Source organism: Streptomyces sp. NPDC051136, from assembly GCF_044455745.1.
Lineage (GTDB): Bacteria > Actinomycetota > Actinomycetes > Streptomycetales > Streptomycetaceae > Streptomyces.
On record NZ_JBITFE010000001.1, the window covers coordinates 237,115 to 261,180 of the forward strand.

Consider the following 24,066-nt stretch of genomic DNA (forward strand, 5'->3'; position numbering starts at 1 on the left):
GTGCAGGAGTGGTTTCTCGGAGATGCCAACCGCTGTCGTCACACCACAAGACATTCCCCCAGTCGCGCCAACTACGGGTGACCGACGCGCGGACAAGGGCTTACGGACCTCCGGCGGCGCCTCCTTGACCTCAAGGCCGGTCGAGGTCCTACCGTCTCCCGCATGAGTATGGAGACCACCGCGTGGACGCAGCTGTACAGCGTCATGCACGCCAAGGACGAGCGCCGCCCCTTCGCCCGCGCCACGCTGCGCCGCATCGGCGCGTTCGCCCGCCCGCACCGCCGCCGCATCGTCCGGTTCGTGCTGCTCGGAACGGCGACCGCCCTGCTCGCCGTCGCCACCCCCGTCCTCGCCGGGAAGATCGTCGACGCGATCGTGTCGGACGGCGACGAGGGCACGGTCGTGCGCCTCGCCCTGCTCAGCGCGCTCATCGCCCTCGCCGAGGCGGTGCTCGGCATCCTCTCGCGCCGGCTCTCGGCGACGCTCGGGGAGGGACTCATCCTCGATCTGCGGACCGCCGTGTTCGATCATGTGCAGCGCATGCCGGTCGCGTTCTTCACACGTACCCGTACGGGAGCGCTCGTCTCCCGGCTCAACAACGACGTCATCGGCGCCCAGCGCGCCTTCAGCAACACCCTGTCCGGCGTGGTCAGCAACGCGGTCACCCTGGTGCTCACCCTCGCCGTCATGCTGACCCTGTCCTGGCAGATCACCCTGCTCGCCCTGGTGCTGCTCCCGGTGTTCGTGCTCCCGGCCCGGCGCATGGGCCGCCGCATGGCCCGCATGCAGCGCGAGGCCGCCGCGCTGAACGCCGCCACGGGCACCCGGATGACCGAGCGCTTCTCGGCTCCCGGCGCCACCCTGATCAAGCTGTTCGGCCGCCCGGAGGAGGAGTCCGCCGAGTTCGCCGACCGGGCCCGGCGCGTCGCCGACATCGGTGTGCGCACCGCCACCGCCCAGGCGGCCTTCATCACCGCGCTCACCCTGGTCTCCGCGCTCGCCCTCGCCCTCGTCTACGGCCTCGGCGGCTTCTTCGCCCTGCGCGGCACCCTGGACCCGGGCGCCGTCGTGGCGCTGGCCCTGCTGCTGACCCGCCTGTACGCACCGCTGACCGCGCTCGCCGGGGCCCGGGTGGAGGTCATGAGCGCCCTCGTCAGCTTCGAGCGGGTCTTCGAGGTGCTGGACCTGACCCCGCTGATCGACGAGAAGCCCGACGCCCGCCCGGTCCCCGACGGGCCGGTCGCCGTCGAGTTCGACGACGTCCGCTTCGGCTACCCGTCCGCCGACAAGGTCTCCCTCGCCTCCCTCGAAGAGGTCGCCACCCTGGACACCCGCGGCGGCGAGGAGGTCCTGCACGGCCTCTCCTTCCGCGCCGAACCGGGCCAGACCATCGCGCTGGTCGGCTCGTCCGGCGCCGGCAAGTCCACCATCGCCCAGCTGCTGCCGCGCCTGTACGACACCGACACCGGCACCGTCCGCGTCGGCGGCGTCGACGTGCGCGAGCTGAGCGCCCGGTCGCTGCGCGACACCGTCGGCATGGTCACCCAGGACGGCCACCTCTTCCACGACACCGTCCGGGCCAACCTGCTGCTCGCCCGGCCGGACGCCACCGAGGACGACCTGTGGGAGGCGCTGCGCCGCGCCCGCCTGGCCGACCTCGTACGGTCCCTGCCGGACGGACTCGACACCGTGGTCGGCGAGCGCGGTTACCGGCTCTCCGGAGGCGAGCGTCAGCGCATGACCATCGCCCGGCTGCTCCTGGCCCGCCAGCGCGTCGTCATCCTCGACGAGGCCACCGCCCACCTCGACAACACCTCCGAGGCGGCCGTCCAGGAAGCCCTCGCCGAGGCCCTCCAGGGCAGGACGGCCGTGGTGATCGCGCACCGGCTGTCCACCGTCCGGGCGGCCGACCGGATCCTGGTGGTCGAGGACGGCCGCATCGTGGAGAGCGGCACGCACGAGGAACTCCTGGTGGCCGACGGCCGCTACGCGCAGCTGCACCGCACCCAGTTCGAGCGGACCGCGATGGACAAGGCCGCGTAGCGCGGACCGCGCTACCGCGGGCCGGGCGCCCCGGCCCGCACCGGCAGGTCCTGCTCGGCCCAGACGACCTTGCCCCCGGGGGTGCGGCACGAACCCCAGCGCCGGCACATCATGTTGATGAGCTGCAGGCCGCGCCCGCTCTCGTCGCTCACGTCCGCGTGCTGGATCTGCGGCAGGTCGGGACCGGAGTCGGAGACCTCGACCGACAGCCGCTCGTGCCGCAGCAGCCGCAGCTCCCCGGGGGCGTTCCCGTACCGCAGGGCGTTGCCGACCAGCTCGCTCACCACCAGCTCCGTGGTGTCGACCAGTTCCTCCAGATCCCATCGCCGCAACTGCTCGCGCACCGCCGCACGGGCCTGCCCGGCCGCCTTGCCGTCCGGCGGCAGCGCCCGCACGTACACGTCGCAGTCCGGACCGAGCGGCCGGGCGAGGGCGGCCAGGACGATGGCGTCGTCCGACCGGTCGCCGCCGACCCGCTCGGAGACCGCCCGGCACACGGTGCCGTCCTCGGGGACGCCGCCCCCCAGAGCCTCGCGCAGCCGCTCCAGCTGCGTGCCCAGGTCCGTGGTACGCGATCTGACCAGCCCGTCCGTGTACAGCGTCAGCCGGCTCCGCTCGGGCACCGGCCGCTCGACCGGGTCGTACGGGATCACCCCCGTGCCCAGCGGCGCCCCCGCCGGCACGTCCAGGAACGAGACGGTGCCGTCGGGTCCGGTCAGCAGCGGGGGCGGGTGCCCGGCGCTGGCGATGCGGAAGGTGCCGCCGCACGGGTCGTAGACCGCGCACAGGCAGGTGGCCACCTGGTCCTCCTCCAGGTCACGGGCGGCCAGGTCGAGCCGGGCCAGCAGCCGCTCGGGAGCGATGTCCAGTGCCATCAGGGTCCGGGCCACCGTGCGCAGCCGCCCCATCGTCGCGGCGGCGGCCAGGCCGCGCCCCATCACGTCGCCCACCATCAGAGCCGTACGGCCGCTGGGCAGCGCGACCACGTCGAACCAGTCACCGCCCACGGCGGCCGGATCGGCCGCCGGGTCGTAGCACGAGGACACGTCCAGGCCCGGGGTGCTCGGAGCTGACCGGGGGAGCAGCGCCCGCTGCAGGGTGACCACGTGGTCGCGTTCGCGCCCGTAGAGCCGGGCGTTGTCGATGTACACGGCGGCCTTGGACGCCAGCTCCATCGCCAGGGCCACGTCGGTGCGGTTGAACGGCGCCCGGCGCCCCGCCCGGACGAAGTCGGCGAGGCCCAGCAGCACCCCGCGGGCGATCAGCGGCACCGCCAGATAGGAGTGGACGCCCGCCCGGCGCATGATGTCCGAGGACTCCCGCGAGGGGGCGATCACGGCGAAGTCCGACCGGGTCATCCGGGACACCAGCACCGGCCGACGGGTGGTGAGGCACCGCTGGCCCAACCGGTCGGCCGTGTGCACCGACAGCTCGCCCACCGGGTCGGGCGCGAGATCCAGCCCGGCGACCTCCGACACCGCCATGGCCCTGAGCCGCGGCGCGTCCCCTCCCGCGGGGGCCCGGTCGCCGTCCTGGAACCGCAGGACCGAGTCCAGCAGGTCCACGGCGGCGCCGTCGGCCAGCTCCGGCACGGTGAAGTCGGCCAGCTCCTCCGCCGTCCGCCGCACGTCCAGTGTGGTGCCGATGCTCAGGTCCGCCGCGTTCAGCCAGGCCAGCCGCCGACGCGCCCCCAGCGCCTCCGACACCGACCGCAGCGCGCCCCGCGCCGCCCGGTGCCCGCTCACCAGGGGATTCGGAGGGCGGCGCAGCCCGCCCGGCCATGGTCGTTCCCGCACGCGTCGCCTCCTCCCACGGCCTCCTGTGCTGATTCTGCCCTGCCGCGGGACGACCGGCGACGGCGGCACCCCCGGCCGGCACCCGCACCGGCAGGGGTCCGCCGCCCCGTCACACCTCAGGCGCGCAGCCACACCGCCGTGTCCGACGGCAGCCGCCCGGCCTCGTCCAGCGACCCGCTGACGAGCAGGACGGCACGGTGCGCGGGCAGCTCCACCAGCGCGGCGGACAGGTTGACGACGCACACCGGGCCGTTCGCGCGCCGGAACGCGAGGACGCCGTCCGGCGCGGGCAGCCAGTGCAGCGGACCGTCGCCGAACCCCTCGGTGGAGCGTCGCAGGCGCAGGGCCTCGCGGTACAGCGAGAGCATCGACCGCGGATCGGCGCTCTGCCGGTCCGCCGCGTACGCCGACCAGCCCGCAGGCTGCGGCAGCCAGGGCTCCGCCTCGGCACCGAACCCGCAGTGCGGCGCGTCGCCGGCCCACGGGAGCGGCACCCGGCAGCCGTCCCGCCCCGGATCCACGCCTCCCGAGCGGAAGTGCATCGGGTCCTGGATGCTCGCGCGCGGTATGTCGGCCTCGGGCAGGCCGAGTTCCTCTCCCTGGTACACGTAGACGGACCCGGGCAGGGCCAGCGTCAGCAGCGCGGCGGCCCGCGCGCGCCGGGTGCCCAGGGCCAGGTCGGTCGGGGTGCCGAAGGCCTTCTTCGCGAAGTCGAATCCGGTGTCCTCGCGGCCGTACCGGGTCACGGTGCGGGTGACGTCGTGGTTGCAGAGCACCCAGGTCGCCGGGGCGCCGACGGGGGCGTGCTCGGCCAGGGTGTCGTCGATGCTGCGGCGCAGCCGTTCCGCGTCCCATGGACAGGACAGGAAGTTGAAGTTGAAGGCGGTGTGCAGCTCGTCGGGCCGCAGATAGCGGGCGAAGCGCTCGGCGTCGGGCAGCCACACCTCACCGACGAAGACGCCCCCGTACTCGTCGGCGACCTTGCGCCAGGAGCGGTAGATGTCGTGCAGCTCGTCCTGGTCGATGTACGGGTGCGGATCGACGCCCTCCACGAAGTCCGCGAGCGCGGGGTTCTTGGCGAGCAGTGCGGCGGAGTCGATGCGCACGCCGGCCACCCCGCGCTCGAACCAGAAGCGCAGCACGTCCTCGTGCTCCCGGCGCACCTCGGGATGGGCCCAGTTGAGGTCGGGCTGCTCCGGGGTGAACAGGTGCAGGTACCACTCGCCGTCCGGGACCCGGGTCCAGGTACGGCCGGAGAACTGGGAGGGCCAGTCGTTGGGCGGCAGTTCGCCGTGCTCACCGCGGCCGGGACGGAAGTGGAAGCGCTCCCGCTCCGCGCTGCCCGGGCCGGCCTCCAGCGCCGCCCGGAACCAGGCGTGCTGGTCGGAGACGTGGTTGGGGACGATGTCGACGATGGTGCGGATGCCCAGCTCGCGCGCCTCGGCGATCAGCTTCTCCGCCTCGCCCAGGGTGCCGAAGGCGGGGTCGATGGTGCGGTAGTCGGCGACGTCGTAGCCGCCGTCGACGAGTGGTGAGACGTACCAGGGGGTGAACCAGACGGCGTCCACGCCGAGTTCGGCGAGATAGGGCAGTCTCGCCCGGACGCCCGCGAGGTCACCGGTGCCGTCGCCGTCGCCGTCGGCGAAACTGCGGGGGTACACCTGGTAGATGACGGCGTCGCGCCACCAGTCTTCGGTGCGGTGGTGCGAGGTGGGGGCTGCCACGTGACGGTCCTTTCGGGCAGGGTGGGTCTTCGCCGCCGGCCCGGACAGAGCGGGGCGTCGGACGGACCGGCGGCGAAGTCTGACGGGACGTGCCGGGAGGCGGGGAGGGCGGCGGGCGGCGAGCGCCCCGGCCGGTGGACCCTCAGCCCTTGAGTCCTCCCGCGGTGAGTCCGCTCATGATGTTGCGCTGGAAGACCAGGAAGATGAGGAGCGTCGGCAGCGAGGCCATGGTGAGCGCGGCGATCAGCACGTTCATGGGCACTCCGTTGGACAGGGAGTAGATCCCGACGTTCAGGGTCTGCTTGGCCGGGTCGGGCAGGGTCAGCATGGGCCAGAGGAAGTCCTTCCAGACGCCCACGATCGCGAAGATGGACACCACGCCGAGGATCGGCCGCGAGATCGGCAGCACGATCGACCGGAGCGTGCGCATCGGCGAGGCGCCGTCCATGGAGGCGGCGTCGAGGAGCTCCTGGGGGACCGAGTCGAAGAACCGCTTCAGCAGGAAGATGTTGAAGGCGTTGGTCACCGAGGGCAGCCAGATCGCCCACGGCGAGTTCAGCAGGTTGCGCTCGAAGATCGGCACGTCGAGCACCGTCAGGTACTGCGGCACGACCAGCACGGTCGCCGGGATCATCAGCGTCGCCAGCATCAGACCGAGGATCGCCTTGCCGAGGACCGGCCGGAGCTTGGACAGCGAGTAGGCCGCCGCCACGTCGAACACCAGCTGGAAGGCGAGCGCGCCGAACGCGTAGAACAGGGTGTTCCCCAGCAGGCTCGCCAGGTCCATCACCTCCCAGGCCTGCGTGTAGTTGCCGGGTTCGAAGGACTCGGGGACCAGTGTCGGCGGGGTCTGCACGGCCTCCTGGGTGTTCTTGAAACCGCTGGAGACCATCCAGTACATCGGGCCCAGGAAGACCACGGTGAACAGGGCGACGACGAGGCCGAAGACCACCCAGTACAGCCGCTTCCCACGAGGCCGGGCGAGCTGGGCCGGTGAAATGAGTGTGCGTGTGGACATCTGCCGATTCCCCCGGGCTCTATTCGTCCTCGACGCGGCTGAGCTTCACGTACGCCGCCGAGACACCGGCCAGCAGTACGAGGAGCAGCAGGCCGAGGGCCGCCGCGGCACCGTAGTTGTTGAAGTTGAAGGCGTACTGGTAGATGAGGTAGACGACCGTGGTCGTCGAGCCCTCGGGGCCGGCACCACCGGTGAGCAGGAAGGGCTCCACGAAGACCTGCATGGTGGCGATGACCTGCATCAGCAGCATCAGCGAGAGGATGAGCCGGGTCTGGGGAATGGTCACGTGCCAGATCTTGCGCAGCAGCCCGGCACCGTCCAGCTCCGCCGCCTCGTACAGCTCGCCGGGAATGCCCTGGAGCGCGGCGAGGTAGATCAGCGCCGCGCCGCCCATGTTCATCCAGGTCGACGCGATGACCACGGACAGCATGGAAAGGCCGGGGTCCTGAAGCCACTGCTGCTCGGGCAGTCCGAAGAAGTCCAGCACCTCGTTGAGCAGGCCGTAACCGGGGTCGTACAGGTACTTGAACAGCAGCACGGAGGCGACCGGGGGCAGCATCACCGGCAGGTAGACGAGCAGCCTCAAGTACCCCTTGCCGTGCCGCAGTTCGTTGATCACGATGGCGACGACGAACGGCACGGCGAAGCCGAGGACCAGGGCCAGCACGGTGAACAGCGCGGTGTTGCGCCACGCCTGCCAGAAGGCCGGGTCGTTGAAGACCGTGGACAGGTTGTCCATGCCGACCCAGGAGACCTCGCCCCGGTCCGTCTTCTGGAAGGCGAGGAGGAACTCCCGGACCATCGGGTACCAGGAGAAGAACGCGAAGCAGAGAACCGCTCCGATCAGGAAGCCGTGCGCGGTGAGGTTGCGCTTCAGGCTCCTGCCGAACGATCCGCCGCGCCGGGGCGGGCCGTCCGCCGGCGGCTGCGCGGGGCGGACTCTGGCCGCCTTGCTCGGGGTCAGGCTGGGGGCCGACATCGTCGCTCCTTGGGGCTGGTCTCATGGGCCCCGGGGGGCGGTGCGTCCCGCCCCCCGAGGGAGCCGGTCACTGCGTGGCCAGAACCTGGTCGACCTGCTGCTCGGCGGTGGAGAGCAGCTTGTCGACGTCGGCGTCCTCGTTGGTGAGGAGGCCCGACATCACGTTGTCCAGGACCTTGTAGACCTCCTGGGCCTTCGGCGGCTCGGCCATGCCCGGGACCGGGTTGTCCATGAACGCCTTGAAGTTCTCGACCGGCATGGTGGCGTGCTCCAGCCGGGCCGCGTCGTCCTTCGTCTTCGAGTCGTTCAGCCAGAAGTTCGGCTGCGGAAGCCCGACGGGCAGCTTGTCGGCCTTCTTGCGGGCCCAGTCGAACTGGCCCTTGCCGACGGTGAGGTTCTCGAAGTTCAGCCAGGCGACGGCCGCCTTGATCTTGTCGGCGGAGATCCCCTTCTTGATCATGTAGCTGTTGCCGCCGGCCAGGGTGTTCTTCTCGCCCGGGATCGGCCCCATGCCGAAGTTCTCGTAGTCGGCGCCCAGTTGCTGCACCATGTAGGTGATGTCGTCCGGTGCGGCGAGGAACATGCCGAGCTTGTCGGTGGCGATCTGCTTCTGCAGGTCGCCCCACTTGAGGAGCTGGGTCTTGCCCATGCTCTCGTCCTCCCAGCGCATCGCGTGGAGGTTCTCGGCCACCTCCTTGCCGGCCTCGTTGTTGAACGCCGCCTTCTTGCCGCTCTCGTCCACGACCTCGGCCCCGCGGCTGTACATCTGGGCGGTGAAGTGCCAGCCGCCGGTGTTGCCCGCGCTGTACTCGCCGAAGCCGGCGATGCCGTCGCCCAGAGCGGCGATCTTCTTGGCGGCGGTGCGGACCTCGTCCCAGGTGCGGGGAGGGGTGTCCGGGTCGAGTCCGGCCTGCTCGAAGAGCTTGCGGTTGATCAGCAGGCCCATCGTGTAGTTGCTCGTGGGCAGGCCGTACAGCTTGTTCTCGTCCTTGAGCGAGCCGAGGACGTTCGGGTCGATGTCCTTCAGCGCCGGGACGGTCTTGTCGTTGACGTAGGCCGTGATGTCCTCGGCGCCGTCGTTGTCCAGCACCTGCGGCAGGTCGGTGAAGTAGGTGTAGAAGACGTCGGGCTGCGACTTGGCCTTGAGCATCGCGGTGAAGCGCGGCGGCTCCAGACACTGGCCCGGGGTGGAGCGGCCCTCGATGGTGACGTTCGGGTAGATCTCGTTGAAGGCCTTGACGTCCTCCTGCCACTCCTTCAGCTCGGCCGCCTTCGCCTTCGGCGGCATGCAGTCGATGGTGATCGTCACCTTGGTCTTCGGGTCCAGCGGGGCGGACGGGTCGGAGGACCCGCTGCCGCCTTCGGAACCGCCGCCGTCGTCGCTGCTGCTCGTGCCGCAGGCGGCGAGAGCGGTCAGGGTGAGAGCGGAGACGAGCGTGATGGCGCCGGCACGGCGAGTACGGCGGAACCGAGCACTTCTCATGGGTGGTCCCCTTCGGGCATGAACGTGGAAGGCGCCCCACCGCCGATGCGTTGTGGGGCGCCGCTCACTCAACCACCGCGAACAAGTGAACGCAATATCTCGCGCTGATTTCGTAATTGTTTGACAGCCCACCGCAGACGGTGGGTTCCGCTAGCGGGCCGAGACCTGTGCCGTGGAGCCGCGGACGACGAGTTCCGGTTCGAAGAGCAGCTCGCTGTGCGGGACTTGGGTGCCCTGGATCTGGGCGCAGAGGAGGTCGACGGCGGCGCGTCCCATGGCCTCGATGGGCTGGCGCACGGTGGTGAGGGGTGGTTCGGTGCAGGTCATGAAGGCGGAGTCGTCGTAGCCGACGACGGAGACGTCGTGGGGGACGCGCAGGCCGCGCCGGCGGGCGGCGCGGACGGCGCCGAGGGCGAGGGGGTCGCTGGCGCAGATGATGCCGGTGACGCCGCGGTCCAGGAGGTGCGAGGCGGCTGCCTGGCCGCCTTCCAGGGAGAACATGGCCCGTTCCACGTGCGCGTCGGGCAGTTCCGTGTGCGCGGCGCGGGCCGCGTCCCTGGCCGCGGCCAGCTTCCGGCGGGAGGGGATGTGGTCGGAGGGGCCGAGCACGAGACCGATGCGCTCGTGTCCCAGTGAGACGAGGTGCCGCCAGGACTGCCCCACGGCGACGGCGTCGTCGCAGGCGATGCAGGGGAAGCCGAGGTCGGCTATGGAGGCGTTGACGAGCACCACGGGGATGTTCCGCTCGGCCAGCAGCCGGTAGTGGTCGTGCGGGGCGTCGGCCTGCGCGAACAGTCCTCCGCCCGCGAAGACGACGCCGGAGACCTGCTGCTGGAGGAGCAGCTCGACGTAGTCGGCCTCCGAGACGCCCCCCTTGGTCTGGGTGCACAACACCGGAGTCAGTCCCTGCTGAGCCAGCGCACCGCCGATGACCTCGGCGAACGCCGGGAAGATCGGGTTCTGCAGCTCCGGCAGCACCAGCCCGACCAGGCGGGCCCGCTCGCCCCGCAGCTGGGTGGGACGCTCGTAGCCCAGCACGTCCAGCGCGCTCAGCACGGACTGCCGGGTCGACTCCGACACCCCCGGCTTCCCGTTGAGCACCCGGCTGACCGTGGCCTCGCTGACCCCAACCTTCTTCGCCACCTGAGCAAGTCGTCGCGTCACAAACGCAAGACTAGCGCAAGTCTCCGCAAGAGACTTGCGCCAGTCGGTGGCCCGTCCGACAAGAGGTGCTGTCGGCCCCCGTTCCGAGCCGGGTCTACGGGTTGCGGATGATCTTGAACGTGGACGTCGTGTTGCGGATGTCCACCGCGTTGTCGCCGAGCTTCAGCCCGTTGAAGGTGACCTCACCGACCGCGGGCCCCTGCCCCGCTTCGGGCATCTCGTTGGCCCACACGCCGAAACCGGACTTGGCGTCGAACTCGTCGCCGCTCTTGTGCGCGCCCGTCACGGACACGTCGGTGAAGACCGTGTCCTTGATGGGGAACTGCGGCTGGCCCCCGACGTAGTTCGTCTGGAACATGACGCCGCTGTAGGTCGGGTCGACGATGTCGACGTTGTTGACCCTGATTCCCTGGAACACCTTGGACGCGGAGAACACCCAGATGCCGGGGAAGGTCTGCCCGCCCCAGAAGTGCCCGCCGGCCCGGACGATCGATACGTTCTCGAAGGTCGTCGGATCGGTGCCGAACCCGTTCATCGGGTAGCCGAAGTCCAGCGAGCTGATGGTGATGCCCGAGTAGACCAGGGTGTCGGCGATGTGGATGTTCCGGAAGGTGTTGTTGTAGCCGCCGTAGACGGCCAGACCCGCGGCACGCCAGGTCAGCGTCGTCGTCAGGTTCTCGTACAGGTTGTTCTTCATGTCCGCGCCGCCCGCGTCGATCGCCGAGAACAGCGCGAAGCTGTCGTCGCCGGTCGCCCGGGCGTCGTTGTTGGACACCAGGTTGTCGGTGGAGCCGTTGGTCATGTTGATGCCGTCGGCGAACATGTTGCGGATCCGGGAGTTCCTGATCGTCATCCGGTCCGTGTTGGCGCCCCAGTACAGGCACACCATGTGCTCGTTCCAGATGTTGTCGATCACGATGTCCGAGGTGTTGGAGAAGTCGAACACCTTGCCCGGCCCGTCGATGCGGGAGGTGTAGTTGCCGAAGTAGGCGAAGTTCGCGAACGTGGAGCCCTTCGAGCTGGCCTCGGCACGGAACCCGATGTCGGTGTTGTCCTGCGTCGTCGGAGCCTGGAACCGGGTGAACCAGGGACCGGCGCCGATCACCTTCACCGCCTTGCCGTACACCTGGAACTTGCTCGACGTCTGGTAGTCACCGGGCGGCAGGTACACCCCGACCAGCTTGCCGGAGGTGTCCATGCGGACCTTGTCGAGCGCGTTCTGCACGTCCTGGTGCGTGAACCCGGCCGGCACCGCGTACGCCGAGGGGTCGGGGTTCGGGACGGCGGAGACCTGCTCCAGGTTGACGAAGTCGATCGCGTAGTCGGAGGTGTTCGCCGCGTCCTTCTGCAACCGGATCCTGCTGCCCGCCGGGACCGTCTCGCCCAGCATGATGTGGGCCTCGTCGTAGATGTGCCGCGGGGCGCCCGCGCCGGGGGAGTTGCCCGGTGAGGCCTCGGCGCCGTACAGCCAGGCGTACTTCGACGTGAGCGGCAGCGCCTTCTTCATGACGCCGTCCACGTACACGTTGAGTGTGGCGTCGATGCCGCCGCCGCCCGGCGCGTCCGGGATCGAGAAGCGCGTCACCAGGGTGTTGGTGTCCGCCTTCGTGGTGAACTCGACGTACTCGCCGGTCTTGTCCAGGTGGACGGCCTTGCGGCCGGACGCCTCGCCCGCGATGTCACCGATGGTCCGGTTGGGCCCGACCACGGTGGCGCCGCCGCCGACCGTCCCGTCCTCCGCCTCGTACATGTCGTACGGCATGTTCGCGCCGCGCCCGACGAACAGCGGCTGGGTGGAGGTGTTGTTCTCCCGCTTGACCGGCAGCTCGTTCGCGTCGTCGGCGACCGTGACCTTCAGGGAGTACGAACCGTTGACCGCCTTCCAGGTGCCGAGGCTCACGGCCGGGGCGGTCGAGCCTGCGGCGACGACACCGGAGTGCGCGCCGGTCAGGGTCTTGACCGTGGCGCCCTTCGCGTCGAGCAGGGCGACGGTCACCGCGTGGCTGCCGCCGGCGGAGTCCCGGGTGCCCTGGTTCTTCAGAGCGACCTTGAAGGTCACGTCGTCACCGGCGGCCGGACTGGACGGCGAGGTGGTGACGGCGGCGACCAGGTCGGAGCTCTGCACCGGCTTGACCACCAGCGGGTCGGGCCGCGTGTAGGTGTTGTTGGTCTCGTTCTGCTCGATGATCTCGTTCGCCTCGTCGGCGACGGCGCTCAGTGTGTACGAACCGGCGTCGCGGGCTCCGACGGACGCGCTGACCGTGCTCTGCGCGCCCGCCTTCAGAGCGGGGACGCCGACGGTGGCGACCTTGGTGTCACCGAGCCTGAGGGCCACCTTGCCGGCCGGGGCGTCCGCCGCGCCGCTGTTGGCGACCGTCGCGGACACCGTGATCTCGTCCGACTCGACGGGGGAGGCGGGAGACGTGGTCAGCCCGGTCACCTCCAGGTCCGGGTTGGGCGCCGGGGTGCCGATGACCTCGAACTCGGCCACCTGTCCGGCCGTCGCCCCCGTGTTGGCGGTGAACCTCAGCTGCACGTCCGCGGCCCGCTTGCCGACGGGTACGGAGACGCTGTTGCCGCCGCTCGCCGGGTCGAAGACGTAGTCCTTCGCGTCGACGAGGGAGGTGAAGCCGGAGGCGTCCTGGGCGCGGCCGAGCACCTGGATGTTCTGGGTGCGCTTCGACCAGGCGGTGTCGGGGTTGAGCTTCAGCACGACGCGGTCGACGTCCGCGTTCGCGCCCAGCTTGAGGGTCAGCGTGTTCGGGTAACTGCCCGCAGCTCCCTCCCAGTAGGTCGACGTGTTGTTGTCGTTGGCGTTCCCGGCGACATAGGTGTGGATGAAGGACGAGGCACTGATCGGCTTGCCCACGGCCAGGTTCGACCCGCTGCCGGTGCCGTTGCGGATCACCTGGTTGCTGTTGCCCGACTGGTTGCCGGCCGCGTCCTTGGCCCGCACGAAGTAGGTCACGTTCGCCGACGCCGGCTGAGTGTCGGTATAGGTGGTCACGTCCCCGGCGACGCTCTTGCGGAGCTGGTTGTTGGCGTAGACGTCGTAGCCGGTGACGCCCTTGTCGTCGGTGGAGGCGGTCCACGCCAGCCTGACCTTGCCCGCGGCCGGCTCGGTGAGCGTCAGGTTCGAGGGCGCGGTGGGCGCCTGTGTGTCACCTGTGTCGGCGCGGCGCGTGACCGTGTTGCTGTTGCCCGACTGGTTGCCGGCCGCGTCCTTGGCACGGACGTAGTAGGTGACCGTCGTACCGGTCGGCCTGGTGTCCGTGTACGTCGTGACGTCACCCGCGACCGAGGTCAGCAGCTTGCCGTCGGCGTAGACGTCGTACCCCGTGACGGCCGTGTCGTCCGAGGACCCGTTCCAGGTCAGCCTGATCTGTCCGGTGGCCGGCTCCGTGAAGGCGAGATTCGCCGGGGTCGTGGGCGCCTGTGTGTCACCCGTCTGCGGGCCGTAGACCTCCAGCTCGGAGATCTGGGCGGCGGGCCGGCCGGTGTTCGCCGTCACCAGGACCCGCACATGGCGCGTGGTGGCCGCGTCGAAGGTGATCGTCGCCGTCTGCCCGCCCGCCGAGTCGAAGGTGTACGCCTTGGCGGCGGTCAGGTCGGTGAAGTCCGAGCCGTTGTCGCTGGCCTGGATCTTCAGGGTCTGGCTGCGGGACGGCCAGCCGTCCGGCAGCCGCAGGACCACGCGGTCGATGCGGCGCGAGGAGCCCAGGTCGGCCTGGAGCCACTGCGGCAGGGCGTCGTTGGCGCTCTCCCAGTAGGTGCCCTTGTTGCCGTCGTTGGCGTTGCCCGGGGTGTACGCGGCCGTCGAACCGCTCGCCGTCAGACGCCGGCCGGCGGCGAGGTTCGTGGACGACTCCCCGGCCGCGTGCACCTCCAGCTCGGAGAGCTGAGCCGCCTGCCAGCCGGTGTTCGCCGTGATGTCCACCCGCACGAACCGGGTCCGGGTGGCGGGGAAGGACACGGTGACCGTGTTGCCCGATCCCGGGTCGAACGCGTACGTGGCCGACGTCTTGAGCGTGCTGAAGCTCGTGCCGTCGGCGCTCCCCTGGACGGAGAGGGTCTGCCGGCGGCTCTCCCAGCCCGCGGGCAGTCGCAGGACCACCTCGTCGATGCGCTCGGTGGCGCCGAGATCGGTCTGGACCCACTGGGGCAGGCTGCTGCCGGCGCTCTGCCAGTACGAACCCTGGTTGCCGTCCGTGATGTTGGCGGCGCCGTACTCACCGTGCGAGCTGCTCGCCGCCGTGGCGTCTCCCACGGCGATGTTGGGACCACCGGCTGCCGTGGCAGACAGCAGCGGTCCTCCCAGCGCCAGGAGACTGGCCGCGACCACGGTGCACAGGGCACGCGATCTCCAGTTCCGGTTTCTCATCTGTCCCCACATCAGGTAGACACTCGATGTTCTCCGACATTTACGTTGAGCGCTCAGAGAGTTGCAGAGAAATGTTGAGTCGTCTACAGAACGGGCAGCCGGAAATTGGCGCACGTCAGCGCGGAGTGTGAGTGGAGACAGCCCAATGCGCACTGGTCTGAGCCTCGGATCAGCGACTTTCAGGCGCTACGTTCGGCAGCCGCAAGCCACTGTCAATTCCCGCAAACAATTTGCGGGCAGGGGTGGGGGTGAGATCCCGTTACCGGGCGGAAACCTGTGCCGTGGAGCCGCGGACGACGAGTTCCGGTTCGAAGAGCAGCTCGCCGTGCGGGACTTCGGTGCCCTGGATCTGGGCGCAGAGGAGGTCGACGGCGGCGCGTCCCATGGCCTCGATGGGCTGGCGGACGGTGGTGAGGGGTGGTTCGGTGCAGGTCATGAAGGCGGAGTCGTCGTAGCCGACGACGGAGACGTCGTGGGGGACGCGCAGGCCGCGCCGGCGGGCGGCGCGGACGGCGCCGAGGGCGAGGGGGTCGCTGGCGCAGATGATGCCGGTGACGCCGCGGTCGAGAAGACGCGAGGCGGCCGCCTGGCCGCCCTCCAGGGAGAACATGGCCCGCTCGACGCACTCCTCGGGCAGTTCCGTGTGCGCGGCGCGGGCCGCGTCCCCGGCCGCGGCCAGCTTCCGGCGGGAGGGGATGTGGTCGGAGGGGCCCAGGACCAGGCCGATGCGCTCGTGTCCCAGGGACGCCAGATGCCGCCAGGACTGCTCGACGGCCACGGCGTCGTCGCACGCGATGCACGGGAAGTCGAGGTTCTCGATCGACGCGTTGATGAGCACCACGGGGATGTTGCGCTCGGCCAGCAGCCGGTAGTGATCGTGCGGGGCGTCGGCCTGCGCGAACAGCCCGCCCGCGAAGACGACGCCGGAGACCTGCTGCTGGAGGAGCAGCTCGACGTAGTCGGCCTCCGAGACGCCCCCCTTGGTCTGGGTGCACAGCACCGGAGTCAGCCCCTGCTGAGCCAGCGCGCCGCCGATGACCTCGGCGAACGCCGGGAAGATCGGGTTCTGCAGCTCCGGCAGCACCAGCCCGACCAGGCGGGCCCGCTCGCCCCGCAGCTGGGTGGGACGCTCGTAGCCCAGCACGTCCAGCGCACTCAGCACGGACTGCCGGGTCGACTCCGACACCCCCGGCTTCCCGTTGAGCACCCGGCTGACCGTGGCCTCGCTGACCCCAACCTTCTTCGCCACCTGAGCAAGTCGTCGCGTCACAGACGAAAGGCTAACGCAAACACCGCAAGCGGCTTGCTCCGGTGCCGGAACCCCGGGGTGCGCCCCCCGGGGTACCGGCGGTCTGCCTCAGGGCTTCAGGTAGGGGCCGTCCGTCCCGATCTTTCCGGTACCGCCCAGGACGTACACCCGCAGGTTGCCCTTGCCCGGCGCGGCGACGGTGAGCCGGCCGTCCGTGACGGTCCTGGTGTCTCCGGTGACCGCGTCCCGGTACGTGCCGTTGGGGATGCCGCTGTACGTGGCGCCGCCGGAGACGGTGACGAGGGCGAAGCTGTCCGTGCCTCCCCCGGTGTAGCGCCGCTTGAAGGCCATGTCGCCGGTGATGCCGTCCGTGGAGTACTGGCCCATCTGCAGGGCGGGTACGGCCCGGCGGATCCGGTTCAGCCGCTGCACGTGCTTGACCAGGGGTTGTGCCAGCGTCGTGGCGACGGCACCGGTGGCCGAGTCCACCGTGGAGAAGTCGGAGGCCGTGACGTCGCCGGCCAGGTGGCCGCCGTAGTAGGCGCGGCCCGTCGTCGCGAGGGGGCAGGTGGGACCGCAGTCGATCTTCTTGCCCTTCTGGAACTCGATCTCCGATCCGTAGTACAGCGTCGGGATGCCGCGGAAGGTCCACATCAGGGACATGTTCTCGGCCCAGGCGTCGGTGCCGCCCGCGTAGCGTTCGCTGCTCTTGTTGGGGCCGTAGTCGTGACTGTCGACGTACACGACGTTGTAGGTGGCGTCGTTGTAGCTGTCGTCGGAGTCCCTGCCGTTGTGGAACGCGTTGCTCGCGTCACCGAAGTTCATGTGCATGCGCATGTCGATGACGTTCATGCCGGAGAAGCGGCTGTGGTCCGGGACGTGGTAGCCGTTGCCGTCCAGGAAGGCGTTGGTGGAGGTGGGCTGGTTCCCCGTGCCCTGCTGCTGCTCGTACGCGTACATCTCGAGCGCGGCCTTCTCGTCGTCGGCGCTGTACTCCTTGCGCTCCTTCCACGTGTAGAACTGCGCCGAGTGGTTGACCGAGCCGCGGTTCCACTTGTCGTTGACGAAGGCGGCCACCTCGCCGAAGACGAAGAAGTTCCGCGCGGCCTCGGCGCCGTGCTGCCGGGCGACGCGCTCCTGGATCGCGGGCAGGAAACGGCGGTTCCAGGTGGTGCGCGGGATGTGCACCGCCGTGTCGACGCGGAATCCGTCGACGCCCATGTCGATGTACTTGTCGTAGGCGCCGACGAGGTAGTTCTGCACCTGCGGGTTCTCGGTGTCGAAGTCGGCGAGGTCCTCGTGCAGCCAGCACGAACGCGAGTCCTCGCCCTCCCAGTTGCCGATCCAGCAGTTGTGGTACAGCGCCTTGGGAAACATGCCGGACGTCGGTCCTGGCCACTGGCAGTTGTAGATCGTGTAGCCCTCGGGACTCCTGGCGCCGGTGGGTCTGCCCCAGTCGACGCAGGTGTTGCCACTGGGCTCGGCCGTGGACCACAGGTCGCCGTTGTAGTACGACTTGCCGCTCTTGGGCTCGACGGTCAGGCCGTCGTACTCGAAGCCGGCCTGCCTCTCGTCGTAGTACCAGCTCCACTGGGAGTCGCGCACCCCGTAGACGGTCGGGGTGAACAGGCCCTTGGCGCCCCAGCGGGAGGAGTGGTTGTAGACGACGTCCTGGTAGATCTTCATGCCCTTGGCGTGGGCCGCGTCGATGAGGTCCTGGTAGGAGGCGCCGGCGGACTCCAGACGCGGGTCGACCCGGTAGAAGTCGTAGCCGTGGTAGCCGTGGTAGTCGTAGTCCGAGCGGTTGAGGACCACGGGTGGGATCCACACGGCGGAGAAGCCGAGGCCCTTGATGTAGTCGAGCTTGTCGACCAGCCCCTTGAAGTCGCCCCGGAACATGGGGTCGGCGTTCGCCGCGTTGCCGGACTTCTCGTGCTGGCTGCCCCCGCGGTTGTCGGAGGCGTCGCCGTCGTTGAAACGGGCGGTGAGGACGAAGTAGATCGGGTCCTTGCGGGGATCGGTGGCCAGGGGCTTGCCGGCGGCGGGCGACGTCGGCTTCGTGCCGGTGGTGGCGATCGCGGCGGCCGAGGCCCCGGAGACGTTGCCCGCCGCGTCCACGGCCCTGACGGTGTAGGTGTAGGTCGTGCCCTCCTCCAAGCCGGTGTCCGAGAAGACGGTGGAGCCGACGTCGCTCACGACCTCACCCCTGGTGCCTCCGGTGCGCGTCACCTGGTACCCGGCGACCCCGGTGGCGTCGGTGGACGGCTCCCAGGTGAGCACGACGGACACGCCGTCGGCCTTCGCACCCACCCCGGCGGGAACGGTCGGTGCCTGTGTGTCGGGCACCTCCTCGGCGCAGGGGTCCTCGGCGTTCGCGGTGACCGTGTTGTCGGCGACGGTGGTGACGCCGGCGGGCAGGGTGTAGTCGGCGCCCCGGTTGTTGTCCCACACGCCGTTGCCGTTGTTGAACGCGGCCTGCGACGAGGTGGCCGCGCCCAGGTCGAGGTCCGTCCGCCACCAGCCGGCGCAGGCCGCCCGCATGCCGACTCCGGGAACGGCGGTCCAGGAGCCGCCCGCGGGCCGGTAGTGGATGTTGGCGGTGGTCCAGCCGAGGGACCGGGTGGAGTAGTAGACGGTGGCCCGGTGTCCGTCACCCGGCGCGGGGCCGCCGGGGTCCGTGCCCGCGCCGCAGGGGTCGGAGTGCGCGACCACGCCGTCCTTGACCGTGATCTCGCCGGTCCCCAGGGCGTAGTTCTCACCCCCGTTGTTGTCCCAGGTCCCGGCACCGTTGTTGAAGGTGGCCCGCAGACCCGCCGCGCTCCCGAGGGTGACCGTCTTCTTCACCCAGTCGGTGCACGCGTTTTCCATCGCCGCTCCGGGGACCTCGGTCCAGGAGCCGCCGTCGGGGGCGTAGTGCAGGTGGTACCGGTCCCAGCCCTTCGTCCCCGTGTAGTAGAAGACGGTCGCCGTGTTGCCGGTCTCGGCTGCCGCCGTCGCGGCGGAGAGGGTGTCCGGTGCGGTGGGCGGCACCGTGAGGACGGCGGCAGCCGCGACGGCCGCGGCCAACGGCCGTCGCAGCCGCTTGCGGAGGTGTCTCATGCGTCTCATGCGTGTCTCCAGGGAGGCGGAGCGGCAGGGCACGGCCGGCGAGCGCCCAGCGGAGGGAGAGCGGCCGGCAGGTGAAGGCAAGGACGGCCAGCAGGTGAAAGGGGGAACGGAAAATTGCAGAAAGTCCTTACGGCAGCCGGAAGTTACCCGTGTACGGGGGAGTCGTAAAGGGGTCGCGCTTCAACTTTCCACCGTGCACAGAGGGTTGACCGTGGTTGAACACCGCATCTACGGTCACCAGCGCAAGCGGTTGCAGAAATATTGCTGCAACACATTGCAAGCATGTGCCGACTCCTCCCCAGGCATCCGTCGGCACCCCCGGGACACCCGCACCCTCACACGGGAGACTCCATGCACGGGAACACCAGCGCGGCACGAAGAGTCACCGCCACCGCGCTCGCCCTCACCGCCGGCCTGGCCGGCAGCCTCGTCGCCACCGCGGCACCGGCCCGGGCGACCCCGCCCGGAGACAAGGACGTCACCGCGGTGATGTTCGAGTGGAAGTTCAGCTCCGTCGCCAAGGCCTGTACCGACACCCTCGGCCCGGCCGGCTACGGCTTCGTCCAGGTCTCACCGCCCCAGGAGCACATCCAGGGCGGACAGTGGTGGACTTCTTACCAGCCGGTCAGCTACCGGATCGCGGGCCGCCTCGGCGACCGCGCCCAGTTCGAGAGCATGGTCGACACCTGCCACGCGGCGGGGGTGAAGGTCATCGCAGACTCGGTCATCAACCACATGTCGGCCGGCAGCGGCACGGGCACCGGCGGCTCGCCGTACACCAAGTACGACTACCCCGGCCTGTACTCGTCGAGCGACCTCGACAACTGCACCTCGCAGATCAGCAACTACGGCGACCGCCGCAACGTCCAGGAGTGCGAGCTGGTCGGCCTCGCGGACCTGGACACCGGCGAGGACTACGTACGGGGAAAGATCGCCGGATACCTGAACGACCTGCTGTCCCTCGGCGTCGACGGCTTCCGGATCGACGCGTCCAAACACATGGCCGCCGGCGACCTGGCCGCCATCAAGTCCCGGCTCACCGAGCCGGACGTGTACTGGAAGCACGAGGCGATCTACGGCGCGGGCGAGGCAGTCTCCCCGACCGAGTACCTCGGCAGCGGCGACGTGCAGGAGTTCCGCTACGCACGGGACCTCAGGCGGATGTTCAACAGTGAGAACCTCGCGTCCCTGAAGAACTTCGGCGAATCCTGGGGCTACATGCCCTCAGGCGGCTCGGCCGTCTTCGTGACCAACCACGACACCGAGCGCAACGGCGAGACCCTCACCTACAAAAACGGCGCCGCCTACACCCTGGCGCACGTGTTCATGCTGGCCTGGCCCTACGGCAGCCCCGACGTCCACTCCGGCTACGAGTTCACCGACCACGACGCCGGTCCGCCGAACGGCGGCCAGGTGAACGCGTGTTACAACGACGGCTGGAAGTGCCAGCACGCCTGGCGCGAGATCTCCTCCATGGTCGGCTTCCGCAACACCGCCCGCGGCCAGGCCGTCACCGACTGGTGGGACAACGGCGGCGACCAGATCGCCTTCGGACGCGGCTCGAAGGCGTACGTCGCCATCAACCACGAGGGCACCTCGTTGACCCGCACGTTCCAGACGTCGCTGCCCGCGGGTGACTACTGCGATGTCCAGACGGGCAGAGGTGTGACGGTCGACGGGGCAGGCCGGTTCACAGCGACCCTGGGCGCCGGCACGGCCGTGGCCCTGCACGTGGGCGCCCGCACCTGCGACGGCACGAGCGGCCCCGTCGACCCCGACCCGGTGGCCTCCGGCGTGTCCTTCGCGGTCAACGCCACCACCACCTGGGGCCAGGACATCTACGTCACCGGGAACCGTCCGGAGCTCGGCAACTGGAACCCGGGCAGCGCCCTGAAACTCGACCCGGCCGCCTACCCGGTGTGGAAGCGGGACGTGGACCTCCCCGCGGGCACGTCCTTCGCGTACAAGTACCTCCGCAAGGACGCGGCGGGCAACGTGACCTGGGAAAGCGGCGTCAACCGCACCGCTACGGTGAACACCGCGAGGACCACGCTCAACGACACCTGGCGCAACTGACGACCGCTCGGTGAACAGGTGCGTGTGAGCAACCTGACACGGGCGGGGACACCGTGGAGGGCCGTTCGGGGGAAGGTAGTGTGTTCAAGGCTCGAACGGCCCACCGTGTGAACCGCGGTGACAGTCGCGGCGGCAGCCGTCCGCCCGGGCCGCGCCCGCACGCGACCTCTGAGAGTGGAGTTCATGAACGTGTCGACCGGCGGCAGACGGTTACGGAGTCGGGGTGTCACGGCAGCCCTCGTCTGCGCGATCGTCCTGTCGCCCGCGCCCGGTCACGCGGCCCCGAGCGAACCCGATCCGCACACCGACAAGTCGATCGAGGACATCCGCAGCGAACTGGACGGTCTCTACCGCGAGGCGGAGGTGGCCACCGAGGCGTACAACGCGGCGAACGAGAAGGCGGCCGGGCAGGAGAAGCGGCTGACGACCCTGCGCAAGGACCTGACCCGGGCCGAGCAGCGGGTGAAAGACCTGCGCGACCTCGCCGGCGCCGCCGCCCGCACCCAGTACCGCGGCGGCGACCTGGCCGCCACCGGCATCCAACTGCTGCTCGGCGACCACCCGGAAGGAGCTCTCGACGAGGCTTCCCAGGCCCGCCAGGCCATGCGCGGCCTCGTCAACGTCTCCGAGACACAGAAGACGGCCCGCGAGAAGCTGAGCGAGCAGACCGACGCCGCCGCGAAGGAACTGCGGGAACTGAAGCGCAGCCGCGCGGACAAGGCCTCGGCCAAGCAGAAGATCGAGAAGAAGATCTCCGCGGCCGAGCGGATCGAGGCGGGACTCGAAGAGGAACAGACCCGCAGACTCGCCCAGTTGGAAAGGGAGCGGGCGAAGCAGGCCGAGGCCAGGTGGACGCAGTCCGGTGGCCCGTCCGGCGGCTCGGTGGGCAAGGGGAAGGGCAAGGGGGCGGCGCCGGGCGGCGGGACGCAGGTCAGCGGCGCCGCGGGCAAGGCCGTCGGCTTCGCCATGGCGCAGATCGGCAAACCGTACGTGTGGGGAGCGGTGGGCCCGTCCTCGTACGACTGCTCCGGACTCACCTCCGCGGCATGGGCGGCCGCCGGGCACCCCATCCCGCGCACCTCGCAGGCACAGTGGGCCGGCCTCACCCGCGTCAGCCTCTCCTCCGCCCGCCCCGGAGACCTGATCATCTACTTCAACGACGCCACCCACGTCGGCATGTACATCGGAGGCGGACAGATCGTCCACGCACCGCGGCCCGGCCGCAGCATCACCACCGCGCCGGCCGCCTCCATGCCCGTCCTCGGCGTCGTACGTCCCGGAGTATGAGCGGATGACCCACTCGCTGACCCCCCGTGACGAGGGGAACCTGCCCGCGCTCGGTGCCCAGCCGCTGATCCGCCTCGACGCCTACGTGGCCGAGGACGGATCGACGGTGGTCAACGGTCACCTGCTGGAGATGGGCGGCATGCGGCCGCCCAACGAGGCCATCCTCGACGCCGTCGCCATGTTCGCCCGCACCCTGGGGGCGCCGGTCGCGGCCACCGTCATCGACCGCACCGTGCAGCAGGTGGCGCGGCTGCGGGTGCACCCCGACGGGTCGAGCCGGACCATCGCCGACGAGGACGACCTGCCGCCCGGCCGTGAACGCACCGCCGCGGAAGAGGCAGGTTTCCCCCCGCTCGCCCGCGTCGAGCGCATCATCCAGCACGCCCAGCGCGAGGAACTGCACGCCGCGTTCGTCCTCGCCAGTGCCCTGCGGGAGCACCTCACGCTGCGGCGCGGCGCGGAGGACGAACTCTCCCTGGAGGCCCGGGCGATCGAGGCGTACCTCGCGTACCTGCGCGGCGACCACATGCTCTCCACCGTCCTGGCGCTGACCGTCGCCCGCATCCGCTGCCGCACCGACCTGAACCGGGCCGCCCCCGACGTGGCCCGCGCCACCGCGGCGTGGCAACGGCTCTGGGACGAGGGCCAGGTGGCCACCCGGGGGCAGGAACTCCTGCACATGTGGGAGCGGTTGTCCTCGGCGGGCCTGCTGCGGGAGCCGGCCCACCAGGCCATGGCCCAGGCCGTCCGGAGCCGGCTGGAACAGGGCGGCCGCCCGGTCACCCGGACGTCTGCGCCCGCGGCCCTCACGGCGGGCCCCGGCACGGCGCCGTCCCCGGAAGCGGCGCCGGTCGCGCCCGAGGACAAGCCCCTCAAGCCCACCCGCCGCGGCCTGCGGCGCTTCACCCGACGGGCCGGCCGCTCCTCCCCGGGACAGCCCGCCTGACGGTGGCTCCCCGAGGTGGGCGCCCCGTCGGCGAAGCGCCGGGACCTCGGCACGACGGCCCTCTTCAGGTGCCGGGCGGGTGGGCCAGGATGCAGGCATGACCGAGGGCACCCTTTCCAGTTCCAGGCTTCCGCGCGAGAACATCCCCCTGCCGGACGGTTCCGTACTGCGACGGCGTTCGCTGGTGCCCGACGCCGCGTTCATCGACGCGGTCGCCGCCGACGTCGAGCACCTGGGCACGTGGCTGCGCTGGGCCCGGCGTCCGCCGACCCGGGAGGAGACGGAGAGGTTCCGTGCCGAACAGGACGCGGACTGGGACGCGGGCCGGTCGTTCGTCTACGTGCTGACGCCCCCGGACCGCCTCGACGCGGTGCTCGGCGGGGGCGCGATGTTCCCGAACGGCGGGGCGGGTGTCCTGGAGATCGGCTACTGGCTCTGCTCCCCGGCCACCGGCCGCGGACTCGCCACCCGGGCCGCGGCCGCGCTGACCGAGGAAGGCCTCCGGCTGCCCGGCGTCGAGGCGATGGAGATCCACTGCGACCGGGCCAACGTCCGCAGCGCGCAGATCCCGCCCCGGCTCGGGTACCGGTTGCTCCGCGTCGAACCGGACGAGCCGCAGACGCCGGCGGAGGCCGGGCAGAGCATGGTCTGGCGCCGGGACGGCGCCGGACCACGCCCCACGCTTCAGGCGCCCTGACTGTTGCTGTCGCCGGTGGTTTCCTTCTTGTCCAGCGGGCGGATCTCGATCTTCTGCGCCATGCCGTGTCCTTCCGTTTGAAGACGGTTGACCGCGCTGCGTGGTGGTGCCGTGA

At 70.4% G+C, this 24,066-nt stretch carries 14 protein-coding genes; 5 read left to right on the forward strand and 9 right to left on the reverse strand.

What is annotated here, in order from left to right; genetic code table 11:
- Positions 1 to 168: 168 nt before the first annotated feature.
- Complete coding sequence (locus ACIBCJ_RS01025) at positions 169 to 2,043, forward strand: ABC transporter ATP-binding protein (protein ID WP_365978930.1); 1,875 nt, start codon at positions 169 to 171, stop codon at positions 2,041 to 2,043.
- Positions 2,044 to 2,054: 11 nt separating this feature from the next.
- On the opposite strand, the gene ACIBCJ_RS01030 is transcribed toward ACIBCJ_RS01025, so the two are convergent.
- From ACIBCJ_RS01030 to ACIBCJ_RS01070, 9 genes are all read right to left on the reverse strand, one after another.
- Positions 2,055 to 3,839 (reverse strand): SpoIIE family protein phosphatase, encoded by a 1,785-nt coding sequence (locus ACIBCJ_RS01030; RefSeq protein ID WP_365978867.1) that lies wholly within the window; start codon positions 3,837 to 3,839, stop codon positions 2,055 to 2,057.
- Between the two features lie 116 nt (positions 3,840 to 3,955).
- On the reverse strand, positions 3,956 to 5,563 hold the full coding sequence (locus ACIBCJ_RS01035; protein WP_365978866.1) for a glycoside hydrolase family 13 protein: 1,608 nt from the start codon (positions 5,561 to 5,563) through the stop codon (positions 3,956 to 3,958).
- A 142-nt stretch (positions 5,564 to 5,705) separates the two neighbouring features.
- Entirely contained in the window at positions 5,706 to 6,581 is an 876-nt protein-coding gene (locus ACIBCJ_RS01040; protein WP_362091462.1) for a carbohydrate ABC transporter permease, read from the reverse strand.
- 19 nt (positions 6,582 to 6,600) lie between these two features.
- Entirely contained in the window at positions 6,601 to 7,560 is a 960-nt protein-coding gene (locus ACIBCJ_RS01045; protein WP_365978865.1) for a sugar ABC transporter permease, read from the reverse strand.
- A gap of 67 nt (positions 7,561 to 7,627) precedes the next feature.
- Positions 7,628 to 9,043, reverse strand: a complete 1,416-nt coding sequence (locus ACIBCJ_RS01050; protein ID WP_365978864.1) for an extracellular solute-binding protein — start codon at positions 9,041 to 9,043, stop codon at positions 7,628 to 7,630.
- A gap of 150 nt (positions 9,044 to 9,193) precedes the next feature.
- Complete coding sequence (locus ACIBCJ_RS01055) at positions 9,194 to 10,207, reverse strand: LacI family DNA-binding transcriptional regulator (protein ID WP_365978863.1); 1,014 nt, start codon at positions 10,205 to 10,207, stop codon at positions 9,194 to 9,196.
- A 94-nt stretch (positions 10,208 to 10,301) separates the two neighbouring features.
- Positions 10,302 to 14,588, reverse strand: a complete 4,287-nt coding sequence (locus ACIBCJ_RS01060) for a discoidin domain-containing protein (RefSeq protein WP_365978862.1) — start codon at positions 14,586 to 14,588, stop codon at positions 10,302 to 10,304.
- Positions 14,589 to 14,847: 259 nt separating this feature from the next.
- Positions 14,848 to 15,858, reverse strand: a complete 1,011-nt coding sequence (locus ACIBCJ_RS01065) for a LacI family DNA-binding transcriptional regulator (protein WP_362506627.1) — start codon at positions 15,856 to 15,858, stop codon at positions 14,848 to 14,850.
- A gap of 87 nt (positions 15,859 to 15,945) precedes the next feature.
- Complete coding sequence (locus ACIBCJ_RS01070; RefSeq protein WP_365978861.1) at positions 15,946 to 18,945, reverse strand: carbohydrate binding domain-containing protein; 3,000 nt, start codon at positions 18,943 to 18,945, stop codon at positions 15,946 to 15,948.
- A gap of 351 nt (positions 18,946 to 19,296) precedes the next feature.
- On the opposite strand from ACIBCJ_RS01070, the gene ACIBCJ_RS01075 reads away from it, so the two are divergent.
- From ACIBCJ_RS01075 to ACIBCJ_RS01090, 4 genes are all read left to right on the forward strand, one after another.
- Entirely contained in the window at positions 19,297 to 21,021 is a 1,725-nt protein-coding gene (locus tag ACIBCJ_RS01075) for a carbohydrate-binding module family 20 domain-containing protein (RefSeq protein WP_365978860.1), read from the forward strand.
- Positions 21,022 to 21,204: 183 nt separating this feature from the next.
- On the forward strand, positions 21,205 to 22,308 hold the full coding sequence (locus ACIBCJ_RS01080) for an NlpC/P60 family protein (protein WP_362091485.1): 1,104 nt from the start codon (positions 21,205 to 21,207) through the stop codon (positions 22,306 to 22,308).
- A 4-nt stretch (positions 22,309 to 22,312) separates the two neighbouring features.
- Positions 22,313 to 23,254 (forward strand): hypothetical protein, encoded by a 942-nt coding sequence (locus ACIBCJ_RS01085; protein WP_362506636.1) that lies wholly within the window; start codon positions 22,313 to 22,315, stop codon positions 23,252 to 23,254.
- Positions 23,255 to 23,351: 97 nt separating this feature from the next.
- Positions 23,352 to 23,951: a GNAT family N-acetyltransferase gene (locus ACIBCJ_RS01090; protein ID WP_362091491.1), complete on the forward strand. Its 600-nt coding sequence runs from the start codon at positions 23,352 to 23,354 to the stop codon at positions 23,949 to 23,951.
- The last annotated feature ends 115 nt before the right edge of the window (positions 23,952 to 24,066 follow it).

Bases quoted from the DNA above. Each gene is read 5' to 3' on its own strand.
- ACIBCJ_RS01075 (WP_365978860.1), top strand. From the start codon at position 19,297: ATGCACGGGAACACCAGCGCGGCACGAAGAGTCACCGCCACCGCGCTC.
- ACIBCJ_RS01040 (WP_362091462.1), bottom strand. From the start codon at position 6,581: ATGTCCACACGCACACTCATTTCACCGGCCCAGCTCGCCCGGCCTCGT.
- ACIBCJ_RS01070 (WP_365978861.1), bottom strand. From the start codon at position 18,945: ATGAGACGCATGAGACACCTCCGCAAGCGGCTGCGACGGCCGTTGGCC.
- ACIBCJ_RS01090 (WP_362091491.1), top strand. From the start codon at position 23,352: ATGACCGAGGGCACCCTTTCCAGTTCCAGGCTTCCGCGCGAGAACATC.
- ACIBCJ_RS01050 (WP_365978864.1), bottom strand. From the start codon at position 9,043: ATGAGAAGTGCTCGGTTCCGCCGTACTCGCCGTGCCGGCGCCATCACG.
- ACIBCJ_RS01080 (WP_362091485.1), top strand. From the start codon at position 21,205: ATGAACGTGTCGACCGGCGGCAGACGGTTACGGAGTCGGGGTGTCACG.
- ACIBCJ_RS01025 (WP_365978930.1), top strand. From the start codon at position 169: ATGGAGACCACCGCGTGGACGCAGCTGTACAGCGTCATGCACGCCAAG.
- ACIBCJ_RS01060 (WP_365978862.1), bottom strand. From the start codon at position 14,588: ATGAGAAACCGGAACTGGAGATCGCGTGCCCTGTGCACCGTGGTCGCG.
- ACIBCJ_RS01085 (WP_362506636.1), top strand. From the start codon at position 22,313: ATGACCCACTCGCTGACCCCCCGTGACGAGGGGAACCTGCCCGCGCTC.
- ACIBCJ_RS01045 (WP_365978865.1), bottom strand. From the start codon at position 7,560: ATGTCGGCCCCCAGCCTGACCCCGAGCAAGGCGGCCAGAGTCCGCCCC.